The organism is Curtobacterium sp. Csp1 (assembly GCF_013347185.1).
This window is the reverse complement of the sequence record NZ_CP054594.1, coordinates 3,890,759-3,901,361: the sequence shown is the minus strand read 5'-3', so window position 1 is coordinate 3,901,361 and position 10,603 is coordinate 3,890,759. Positions and strand designations below refer to the sequence as shown.

The 10,603-nt window shown below is 73.6% G+C and carries 7 protein-coding genes and 2 pseudogenes; 1 reads left to right on the top strand and 8 read right to left on the bottom strand.

Annotation, left to right across the window (positions count from 1 at the left end):
- Positions 1 to 169 precede the first annotated feature (169 nt).
- The 6 genes and pseudogenes from sufU to HUN58_RS18730 form a co-directional block, all read right to left on the bottom strand.
- Complete coding sequence (gene sufU / locus HUN58_RS18755) at positions 170 to 616, bottom strand: Fe-S cluster assembly sulfur transfer protein SufU (protein WP_058742676.1); 447 nt, start codon at positions 614 to 616, stop codon at positions 170 to 172.
- Positions 613 to 1,715, bottom strand: a pseudogene (locus HUN58_RS18750) (aminotransferase class V-fold PLP-dependent enzyme). Before HUN58_RS18750 ends, sufU begins: the two are co-directional and overlap by 4 nt.
- A gap of 198 nt (positions 1,716 to 1,913) precedes the next feature.
- Complete coding sequence (locus HUN58_RS18745; protein ID WP_058742677.1) at positions 1,914 to 2,126, bottom strand: antitoxin; 213 nt, start codon at positions 2,124 to 2,126, stop codon at positions 1,914 to 1,916.
- A 124-nt stretch (positions 2,127 to 2,250) separates the two neighbouring features.
- Positions 2,251 to 3,561, bottom strand: coding sequence for a chloride channel protein (locus tag HUN58_RS18740; protein WP_058742678.1), 1,311 nt, complete (start codon positions 3,559 to 3,561; stop codon positions 2,251 to 2,253).
- 109 nt (positions 3,562 to 3,670) lie between these two features.
- Positions 3,671 to 5,833 (bottom strand): alpha-galactosidase, encoded by a 2,163-nt coding sequence (locus HUN58_RS18735; protein WP_254631552.1) that lies wholly within the window; start codon positions 5,831 to 5,833, stop codon positions 3,671 to 3,673.
- 79 nt (positions 5,834 to 5,912) lie between these two features.
- A pseudogene (locus tag HUN58_RS18730) lies at positions 5,913 to 6,849 on the bottom strand (magnesium and cobalt transport protein CorA).
- Positions 6,850 to 6,984: 135 nt separating this feature from the next.
- Between HUN58_RS18730 and HUN58_RS18725 the strand changes: the two are divergent.
- The gene (locus HUN58_RS18725; protein WP_254631487.1) at positions 6,985 to 7,809 is read left to right on the top strand and encodes a tryptophan-rich sensory protein; all 825 of its coding nucleotides are present in this window, start codon (positions 6,985 to 6,987) and stop codon (positions 7,807 to 7,809) included.
- A 160-nt stretch (positions 7,810 to 7,969) separates the two neighbouring features.
- On the opposite strand, the gene ald is transcribed toward HUN58_RS18725, so the two are convergent.
- Positions 7,970 to 9,067 carry an alanine dehydrogenase gene (ald, locus tag HUN58_RS18720; protein WP_114849797.1) on the bottom strand — a complete coding sequence of 366 codons (1,098 nt, stop codon included), beginning with the start codon at positions 9,065 to 9,067 and terminating at the stop codon, positions 7,970 to 7,972.
- Positions 9,068 to 9,190: 123 nt separating this feature from the next.
- Positions 9,191 to 10,579, bottom strand: coding sequence for an FAD-binding oxidoreductase (locus tag HUN58_RS18715; RefSeq protein WP_180224865.1), 1,389 nt, complete (start codon positions 10,577 to 10,579; stop codon positions 9,191 to 9,193).
- Between the last annotated feature and the right edge of the window lie 24 nt (positions 10,580 to 10,603).

Genomic DNA, 10,603 nt, shown 5'->3' with positions numbered 1-10,603 from the left:
AATAAAAAAAAAAGACTCAACGTCACGCGTTGAAGCGGATCTGCCGGGGCGCGGTGTCACGGGGCTCGGTGTCGTTCGTCGAGGTCACGTCGCGAAGCTACGTCGCACAGCGCCGTCCGTCACGGACGGTGACGTTGCGTGACGCTGCCGGCGGCTGCGGGCCCGACGCTCAGGCGGCGGACGCCTCGCGCACGGCGGCCTCGGCGGCGACCCACGCGAGCATGCCGCACTTCACACGCATCACGAACTTCGAGACGCCGTGGAACGCCACGAGGTCCTCGAGCACGTCCTCGTCGGGCTCCCCCGCCCCGCGCGAGCGCATCATCGTCCGGAACGCCTCGGTGAGCTCGAGCAGCTCGGGGACGGTCCGCCCGGGGGCCATGTCGGCGAGGACGGAGGCGGACGCCATCGAGATCGAGCACCCGTCGCCCTGCCACCCGATCGCCGCGATACGATCCGTGCCGGGCTCGAGGCGGACGCTGACGGTGATCTCGTCGCCGCAGGTCGGGTTCCGCTCGAAGTGCGACGCATCGGCGTCGTCGAGCACGAGGTCGCCGTGCCGGGCCTTGGCGTGGTCGAGGATGACCTGCTGGTAGAGCGAGTCGAGGCCGTTCACGAGGATGCTCCGAAGTAGTCGCGGACCTCCGCGACGGCCGCGAGGAACCGGTCGACGTCCTCGTCGGTCGTGTACACGTACGTGCTGGCGCGGCTCGTGGCGGTCAGGCCGAGCCGGCGGTGCAGCGGCTGGGCGCAGTGGTGGCCGGAGCGGACCGCGATCCCCTGCGCGTCGAGGTACTGGGAGACGTCGTGGGCGTGCACCCCGTCGACGTCGAACGCCACGAGCCCGGAGCGCGGGACCCCAATGGGCGGTCCGACGACGCGGATGCCCGGGACCGCGGCGAGGCCCGTGGTCGCGCACCCGGTCCGGCGAGCGCGACGGCCTGGGACACCGGCTGCGTCCCCGCCTCGAACCGCTCGGGCGCGGGCATGAAGTCCGACGACTCCATCGTGACGGTGGTGATCATCGAACCGCCGGTGCGGAACGGCGGCAGGGCGTCGAGGAGCTCCTGGCGGCCCCAGAGCACGCCGATGCCGTTCGGTCCGAGCATCTTGTGCCCGGAGAACGCCGCGAAGTCGACGTCGAGCGCCCCGAGGTCGAGGGGCCGGTGCGGCGCGGACTGGCAGGCGTCCAGGACGACGAGGGCGCCGTGCTCGTGCGCGGCGGCCACGACCTCTGCCACCGGCGCGATCATGCCCGTGACGTTCGAGACGTGGGCGAACGCGACGACCCGGGTGCGCGGACCGATCAGCGCGACCATGTCCGCCGCGGTCCAGGTGCCGTCGTCGGCGACCGGGACCCAGCGGAGCGTGGCGCCGGTCAGGGCTGCGAGCTCCTGCCACGGCACGAGGTTCGCGTGGTGCTCGGCCTCGGTCACGAGGACCTCGTCGCCCGGGCCGATGCGGAAGCGGTCTGCGGCGGCTCCCCCGCGACCGCGGCTCGCGTTGGCGATGCCGTAGGCGACGAGGTTGAGCGCGTCGGTGGCGTTCGCCGTCCAGACGACCTCCGACGGCGACGCCGCGCCGACGAAGCGCGCGACGGTCGCACGGGCGTCCTCGTACGCATCGGTCGCGAGCGCCGCGAGCGTGTGCGCGCCGCGGTGCACCGCCGCGTTGTCGGTCTCGAGGAACCGGCGCTCGGCGTCGAGGACCTGCACGGGTCGCTCGGCCGTCGCCCCGGAGTCCAGGTAGGCGAGCGGGTGGCCGTTGACCTGTTGCTGGAGGATCGGGAAGTCCCGCTTGATCGCGGCGACCTCGGCGTCGGTCAGCGGCTGGTTCGGGGCGGGGACGGTCACCCCACAATCGTGGTCCGTCTCCGCCCCCGCGTCCAATCGCTACGAGCGGAAGTGCCGGTCCTACTGGTTGCCGATGTGCTTGTCGGCCTGGTCCCGCGCGCCGTCGATCTTGTCGTCGTACTTGCCGCCCGTTGCCTTCTTCACCGCGTCCGCGACGCCGTCGAGGATCTTGTCGCTGACGTCCTCGGCCTTCTCGCTCTTCAGTGCGTCCTGCACCTTGCCGTCCTGCAGGAACTGCTGTGCCTTCTTCGTGATGTCGTCGAACCCGGCCATGGCGGTCTCCTCGTGGTCGTGCGGGACCCCTCGCCCCGCGGTGCCGCCGATGCTAATCCGGGCAGCGGTCGGTGTCCGGGCCGGACGGAACAGGCGTCCGCAGCCCCGGTCGGGTCGTGCGGGTTCAGGCCATCTGGGCGCTGCGGCGGCGTGCGAGCAGGTACCCGACGGCGACGGAGCCGGTGATCGCGAGGAGCGACGGCACGAGGATGTCCGTGCCCTGCTGGGTGAACTCGACGACGAGCACGAGCGCGGTGAACGGCGCCCGCATCGTCGTGGCGAGGAAGGCCGCCGCACCGACGAAGGCGAAGGCCGCCAGGCTCGGGCCGTCGGCGGGCCAGAGCAGGATCCACGCCCCGCCGAGCGCGCCGCCCACCGCCGAGCCGATCGCGATCGAGGGCGTCAGGGTGCCGCCGACCGCGCCGGCGCCGATCGTCGCCGAGGTGGTGATGGTGCGCAGGACCCCGAGGAGCAGCAGGAACAGGATGGGCGACAGTCCCACGAAGTCCGGGGACGACGAGGTCGCGTTCATCGCCACGAGCCCGAGCGCCCGGCCGTTGCCGAGGATCTCGGGGAACGGCACCGCGATCAGGCCGACCATCGCGAACACGACCGGCAGCACGACGAGCAGGTGCCAGCCCTTCGGCGCGGTGGCCTGCAGCCGGTTCGTCAGCTTCACGAACCCGACGCCGGCGAACCCGAGGAGCGGACCCACCACGACCGCCCACACCAGGAGCGACGGCGTGAGGTGCATCGACGGCACGTGGTAGAGCACCTCGTCCGGGATCACGAGCCGTGCGGTGACCGCGGCGATGGCACTCGTCGCGAACGCCGGCAGCGCCGTCGCGAACGTGAGCTCCCCGAGCAGGACCTCGACCGCGAACAGCGCCCCGCCGAGCGGCACGTCGTAGACCGCGGCGAGACCGGCGGCCGCGCCGCAGGCGACGAGGATCTTCGTCTCGCGCGCGGTCAGGCCGGCCTTCGCGGTGACGAGCTGCGCGAGCCACGCCCCGATCTCGCGGGGCGCGACCTCCTTCCCGATGGACGCGCCGAGCCCGACCGCGAGGATCTGCACGCCGGCGTTCGCGACGGTCGACAGGGCGGGCATCCGCTTGCCGCCGACGGCCGCCGGCACCGACACGACGGGCTTCGCCCACCGTCGGAGCGCCCACCACGCGACGCCGGTCAGCACACCGGCCGCGGCGAGCGCGGCGAACCGGTTCCAGCCGGAGGGCGCGTCGGCCGCCTCGAGGTGCCCGCCGAAGGGGTACCCGAAGGCGACGAACTGGATGAGCTGGAGCGCGAGCCACACGCTGATGCCCGCGACGCCGCCGGCGACGCCGACGAGCGCGGTGATCACCGCGAGCTTGACGGCCCAGCGTGCACTCCCGGCGACCGGCGTGGACGTTCGTGTCGCGTTCCCGGTCTGCGGCATGTCCGGAAGCCTAGCGGCCGCCGGAGCGGTCCACTGCCGGCCTGGAGGCGCGTGGCGGGGCCCGCCACGATCCTCCAGGCCGTCCCGTGTCGGGCCGGCGCGTCCCGGGTCAGACGGCCGTCACGCGGAACGGGACCACGCAGTCCGCGGGGAGCAGCGGGACCTCGAGGCCGACGGTGCCGAGGACGCGGCCGGGGAACCGGCGCTCCCCCGCCCACCACGACGGCGGGTTCAGCAGGTGGTCGGGGCCGCGGAACACCGGGTCGACGCGGTAGGTGACGCCGGGGTCGAGGTCGCGGAAGCGCATCGGTCCGGTGCCCGACACCTCGGAGCGGCCCGTGCTGACGAGGAAGAACAGTGCGTCCCGACGGTCCGGCGCGACGACCCCGTGCACGAGGCGCGTGGGGTCGACCTCGTCGTTCCGGACGAGGTCCCCGCCGTGCAGCAGGCCGCGCCACTCCTGGTGGAGCGCGATCCAGTCGGCGAGCGTCGACTCCTCCGTCGGGGTGGCCTGGGTGAGGTCCCACTCGATCCCGAAGTGCCCGATCAGGGCCGTGCCCGCGCGGAACGACACGTCGTGGTGCCGTCCGGTGCTGTGGCTCGTGCCGCTCGCGACGTGCGCGCCGAGGAGCTCCGGCGGCAGCAGCTGCTGCGTCCACCGGTGCATCTGCTGGCGCTCGAGCGGGTCGATGTCGTCGGACACCCAGACGCGGTCGGTGTGCTCGAGGACGCCGAGGTCGACGCGTGCCCCGCCGGAGGCGCAGGCCTCGATCTCGAGCGCGGGGAAGCGCTCCTTGAGCGTCGCCATGAGCCGGTAGGCGGCCAGGGTCTGCTCGTGCACGGCGGTCACGGTTGTGGTCCCACTTGACGTAGTCGATGCCGTGCCGTACTCGCCGATGATCGCGGTCATCCGGTCGAGGACGTGTGCGAAGGCCTCGGGGATCGCGAGGTTGAGGACCTGCTGGTCCGCCTGCATGATCCACTCCGGGTGCGCCCGGGCGAGGTCGCTGTCCTCGTTCACCATCTCGGGCTCGAACCACAGGCCGAACTGCATGCCGAGGGCACGGACGCGGTCGACGATCGGGCCGAGGCCGTCCGGCCAGACGCCCTCGTCGACGTACCAGTCGCCGAGTCCGGCGTGGTCGTCGCGGCGGTGACGGAACCAGCCGTCGTCGAGCACGTACCGCTCGACGCCAAGGCGCGCGGCCCGCTCGGCGAGCTCGGTCAGCTTGGCGAGGTCGTGGTCGAAGTAGACCGCCTCCCACACGTTGATCGTGACCGGGCGCGGCGACGTCGGGTGCTGCGGTCGGCTGCGGAGCCAGCGGTGGAAGCGGCGCGCCTGGTCGTCGAGGCCGTCTCCGTACGCGGCGTAGACCCACGGCCCCTCGTACGTCTCCCCGGTGCCGAGACGGACCTCGCCCGGCAGCAGGAGCTCCGAGCCACCGGCCACCTGGCGTCCGGTCGACAGGCGCTCGGCGTAGTGCCGGTGGTTGCCGCTCCAGGCCGTGTGCACACCCCAGACCTCACCGGACGCGAACCCGAACCCGGGGACGCCGACGCTCAGCACGGTCGCGGCGTCCGGACCGGTGCGCCCCTTGCGACTGTCGCGCTCGTGCGTGCCGACGACGAGCTCCCGGCGCTGCGGGGTGCGCTCCTTGCCCCAACGGCCGGCGAGGTCGAGGACCTCGCGGGCGCGGGACGGGACGGGGAAGGCGACGGTCAGGTCGTCGACGGTGTAGGTCCCCGCGGCGGTGTTCGTGACGGCGGCCCGGGCGCGGACGAGTCCGGACGCGAGCAGCTCGACGGTGACGCGGACGGCGAGCCCGGCGGTGCGGTCCTCGGCGTCGGCCGTGACGGTGCCGCCCGTGCCCGTGTGCGTGCCCGCGCTCGTGCCCGTGCCCGCGTCGTCGCGTCCGTCGTCCCCGTGCAGCCGGACGTCCAGGGCGGTCACGGTGAACGCGGGCGACCAGTCCCGGCCGTCACGGTGTCCGGCGAGCCCGGGGCGTCCGCTCCACCCGCGGTGAGGTTCGGGCAGGACCGCGAGCCGGACCGGCACGTCGGGCTCGTTCTGCGCCACCGGCGGCACCGAGGCGGCGGCCAGGGCGACGAGGGCGTCCTCGTCGAGGGCGCCGAGCCCGGCCCCCCAGTGCACGATCGCCGGCAGCGCGGCATCGCGGCAGTCGAGCACGAGGGACACGCCCCCTGCGGTCAGGTGGACGATCCCCGGCGTCGGGGAGCTGGTGGTCGTGGTCGCTGCGGTCTGGGTCGGCATCGTTGCTCCGGTCGGCGTCGTCGGCAGGACGAGCCTCCCCGCCTGGGAGCGCTCCCGCAACTCGACGCGCGCGCTCGGGTCAGAACCAGCGCTTCACCTTGAACACGACGTACAGGACGGCCGCGAACAGCACCATCGCGACGAGCGACAGCGGGTAGCCCCACGTCCACGACAGCTCGGGCATGTGCGTGAAGTTCATGCCGTAGATCGCGGCGATGAGCGTCGGGGCGAACAGGATCGCCGCCCAGCCGGAGATGCGCTTCGTGTCGTCGTTCTGCTTCTGCGCCGCCAGGGTCGAGTCGACCGTCAGGGCGTTCTGCAGCAGGGAGCGGAACGTGTCCAGGCGCTCGACGGTCCGGATCGCGTGGTCGAGCACGTCCCGGAAGCGCCGCTGCATCTCGACCGGCAGGTGGTACTTGTCGGCGCCGCGGTGCAGGTTCTCGATCATGCAGTTCGTAGATGCGCTTCGAGACCCCGGGGACGCCGGAGAACAGCTGGTCCTCGATCTGGTTGATGTCCTCCTCGAGGCCGTCGATCACGGGCGCGTACCCGTCCACGATCGAGTCCATCAGCGCCCAGAGCTGCGCCTGCGGCCCCACCGTGACCAGACCGGGCTTGCCGCTCATCCGCTGCAGCGCGCGCGGGACGGCCTGGGGACCGCGGGGGTCGGCCGGCACGACCGCGAGGAAGAACGACTCCCCCACGAAGGCGTGCACCTCGCCGAACTCCACTTCCTCTCGGCCGTCGTGGTACACGGCGGGCTTCAGCACGGCGAAGAGCGTCGATCCGTACCGCTCGAGCTTCGGGCGCTGGTGCCCCTCGGCGGCGTCCTCCACCGCGAGCTCGTGCAGCCCCAGGGCCACCGCGACGTCCCCGAGCTCCTCGGCGTCCGGGCGGTGCAGCACGATGCACGCGCTCGCACCCTGGTCGCCGATCATCCGGAAGGTCGTCTCGAGCGAGGGGCACACGATCGGGGCGATCCGGTCGACGTAGACGGTGTTGAGCTCGACGGTCACGAGGCAACCGTACGCACCACGCACGGCCGACGTGCCGGACGCGGGGCGTGCCTCCCGGCCGTGGCCCGTCCCCCGCCCGCTGGACGCGCGCTGCGCGCGGGGGGCGACCACGCGCCTACCGTGCAGGTCATCAGCATGCTGACGAAGGGAGTGGTCATGGGCAAGGCCTGGAGGATCGTGGTCGCGGTGAGCGCGGTCGTCGCGGTGGTCGGCGCGTTCGTCGGGTCCGGAGCGGTGGTGGGCACCCCGATCCAGGACGCGGCCGGCGGGGCGCTGTCGGCGTCCTCGACCGCCATCGCGCCGGACGGACCGGCGTTCTCGATCTGGAGCGTCATCTACGTCGGGCTGCTCGCGTACGCGGTGCGGCAGTGCTTCCGGACCGCCGACGACGCGCGGCACGCACGGCTCGCGCTGCCCGCGACGCTGTCCCTGCTGCTGAACGCCGCGTGGATCCTGTCCGTGCAGTTCGGGGCGCTGTGGCTGAGCGAGCCGGTCATCGTCGCGCTGCTCGTGGTGCTCGTGTGGACGTTCGCGGTGCTGCGGCGGACCGCGGCGTCGGGCGTCGTCGAGCAGGTGCTGACCGACGGGACGTTCGGGCTGTACCTCGGGTGGGTCTGCGTCGCGACGGCGGCCAACACCGCGGCGGTGCTCGCGGCGGCCGGGTTCGAGGGCTTCGGTCTCGGCCAGGACGTCTGGGGCGTGGTCGTGGCGCTCGTCGCCGGGCTCGTCGGGGTGCTCCTGGCGGTGTGGGGCGGCGGACGACTGGCCCCGACGGTGTCGCTCGCGTGGGGCCTGGCCTGGGTCGCGGTCGGGCGGCTCGACGGGCCGCTCGTGTCCGTGCCGACGGCCGTGGCCGCGGTGGTGTCGATCGCGGCGGTCGTGCTCGTCACCCTCGTGGTGCGCACCCGCGTCGGGTGGGTCGGGGCGCGCCGCGGCGCGGGCGCCGCGCGGGTGGCGTAGGCCGCGCCGGGGCGGCGTAGGCCGCGCCCCGCCGGACACCTTTCGCGCTCAGCGACAGTTCACGGGCTCGTGAGCCCGTGAACTGTCGCTGAGCGCGTGAACCGGCACCGGCCACCGCGCGCGGCGCGACCGCGCCGCGCGCGCAGCGCGGCGCGGCGCGCTACCGCGCGGCCGCCAGCCCGTGCGCGGCGGCCACCGCCTCGTTCACGACGCGGCCCGCGTGCACGTTCAGCCCCTTCGCGAGCGCCGGGTCCGCCTCGGTCGCCCGCTCCCAGCCCTGGTCGGCGACGGCGAGGGCGTACGGCAGCGTCGCGTTCGTCAGCGAGATCGTGCTCGTGCGCGGCACCGCCCCGGGCATGTTCGCCACGCAGTAGTACACGGCGTCGTGCACCCGGAAGGTCGGGTCGTCGTGGGTGGTCGGCCGCGAACCCTCGAAGCACCCGCCCTGGTCGATGGCGATGTCGACGAGCACCGAACCCTCGCGCATGCCGGCGACCATCGCGTCGGTCACGAGCTTCGGCGCCGAGGCCCCGGGGATGAGCACCGACCCGATCACCAGGTCCGCGTCCCGCAGCGCCTCGGCGATCGCGTGCGACGAGGACCGCAGCGTCGTGATGCGGCCGTCGAACCGGGCGTCGAGCGCACGGAGCCGCGGCAGGCTGATGTCGAACACGGTGACCTCGGCGCCCAGGCCGAGCGCCATCGTCGCCGCGTGCTCTCCCGCGACGCCACCGCCGATCACGACGACCCGGCCCTTCGGCGTCCCGGGGACTCCGCCGAGCAGCAGGCCGCGGCCGCCCGCGGTGCGCATGAGCTGCGCCGCGCCGACCTGCACCGACAGTCGTCCGGCGATCTCGGACATCGGCGAGAGCAGCGGCAGCGACCGGTCCGGCAGCTGCACGGTCTCGTAGGCGATCGCGGTCGCGCCGGACTCGACGAGCGCCGAGGTGAGGGGGCGGTCGGCGGCCAGGTGCAGGTACGTGAAGAGCACCTGTCCAGGGCGGATCGATGCGTACTCCGACGCCACGGGCTCCTTCACCTTGAGCACGAGCTCGGCCCGGGCCCAGACCTCGGCCGCGGTGTGGACGACCGTGGCCCCGGCGTCGCGGTACTCGTCGTCGCCGAAGGACGACCCGGTGCCGGCGCCGGACTGCACGAGGACCTCGTGGCCGTGCAGCGTCAGCTCACCGACCCCCGCCGGCGTCGCCGCGACGCGGTACTCGTTGTTCTTGACCTCTGTGGGGACGCCGATCAGCATCACGGACTCCTTCGTGGGCGGTGCAGGTACGACCACGATGCGCTCTGGTTCGTTTCAAACTCGTTTCCGCCGAACATCTGCGCGATGAGCGGTCGTTCGGTACGACGAGATTCGACGAACCGGTCAGATCGCCTTGCCCGGATTGAGGATCCCGAGCGGATCGAACACCGCCTTCACGCCCCGCTGCAGATCGAGGACGTCGTCACCGAGCTCGTCACCGAGCCACCGCCGCTTGAGCACCCCGACACCGTGCTCGCCCGTCAGCGTGCCCCCGAGGTCGATCGCGGCGCGGAACAACTCGTCGGCCGCGGCCCAGACGTGCGCGGGCACCTCGTCCCCCGCGAAGACGAAGTTCGGGTGCAGGTTGCCGTCTCCCGCGTGCGCCACCGTCGGGATCGCCACGCCGTGCCGGCGCCCGATCGCCTCGACCCGCTCGAACATCTCCGCGAGCCGGCTCCGCGGCACCGCGACGTCCTCGATCAGCACCCGGCCGCCCGCCTCCATGGCCGGGTGGAAGGACCGTCGGACGGTCAGCAGGCGCTCGCGTTCCACGGCGGACGTCGCGTGGTGCACGGTGCCGCCCTCGGCCTGGAGGCGCGGTGCGGCTCCCAGCGCGGCCTGCGCTGCGTCCGGCCCGTCGAACTCGACGAGCAGGAACGCCCCGTCCGCCGAGCTGCTCCCGAGCGTCTCGGTCAGCACCTGCGGTCCGAGGTGTGCGGCGATGCCCGCGAGGGCGGCCGCGTCGAGCAGCTCCACCGTCGACGGCCGGCTCGCGCCGGTGACGACGGCCGCGGCACCGCGGGCCGCGTCGGCGACGGTCGGGAACACCGCCCCGAGCGTCGCGGGCGCTCCGGCCGGCAGCGGCACGAGCCGGACGGTCGCTCCGACGACCACCCCGAGGGTGCCCTCCGAGCCGACGAACAGCGCCGTCAGGTCGAGGCCGGTGACGCCCTTCACCGTGCGGCGTCCGGTGGAGACGAGCCGGCCGTCCGCCAGGACCACGTCGAGTCCGAGCACAGCCTCGCGCGTCACGCCGTACTTGACGCAGCGCAGGCCGCCGGCGTTCGTCGCGATGTTGCCGCCGACGGTCGAGATCGCCGCGCTGGCCGGGTCCGGGGCGAAGCGCAGCCCGTGCTCGGCGACCGCGGCGTCGAGGGCGCCGTTCAGGACGCCCGGCTCGACGACGGCGTACTCGTCGGCGACCGAGACCTCGAGGATGCGGTCCATCCGGGCGACGCTGAGCACGACGGAGCCCTCGGTGCCGTTCGCCCCGCCGGCCAGCCCGGTGCCGGCGCCCCGCGGCACGACCGGCACCCGCGCCGCGGAGCAGGTCCGGAGCACGGCCTGGACGTCGGCGACCGACCGGGCCTCGACCACGGCGACCGGCCCGCCGGGTGCGCTCCAGCCGGACTTGTCGGTCCGTGCGGCGTCGAGCACTGCCGGGTCGGTGCGGACGACGGCGCCGTCCGGGTCCGCGAGGGCGGAGCGGAGGGCGGTGACGACGGTGTCCATGCGCGCCACGCTACCGAGCCGCAC